1 protein-coding gene is annotated in these 252 nt (G+C 50.8%); it reads right to left on the bottom strand.

Going from position 1 to position 252, the window contains the following annotated elements:
* The coding region (locus IQ282_RS00115) for a DUF7507 domain-containing protein (protein ID WP_194849925.1) at positions 1–252 on the bottom strand (252 nt) is incomplete at both ends.

Genomic DNA, 252 nt, shown 5'->3' with positions numbered 1-252 from the left:
TGGATCCCGATAGATCCGTGATGTCTCCATCATTTGGTGTCGTTCCAGTTGCAGTTGCCTGATTGGTCACTCCGCTGTTATCTATATCAGATTGCTGGATCGTGTAGGTTCCAGTAAAGGTAGTATTGTCAGTGCCACTTGGACCTGGGGGAAGTGTGGCGATTGGACCGCCTGATAAACTACCGTTCGGTGCTACCAACAACGGGTCGGTGATGCGAACGTTGGTAAGCGTCGTTGATCCCGTATTGGTCA

It is taken from the genome of Nonlabens antarcticus, from assembly GCF_015356755.1.
Lineage (GTDB): Bacteria > Bacteroidota > Bacteroidia > Flavobacteriales > Flavobacteriaceae > Nonlabens > Nonlabens antarcticus.
Note: the sequence above shows the minus strand (reverse complement) of the source record. Positions and strands in the feature narration are given on the sequence as shown.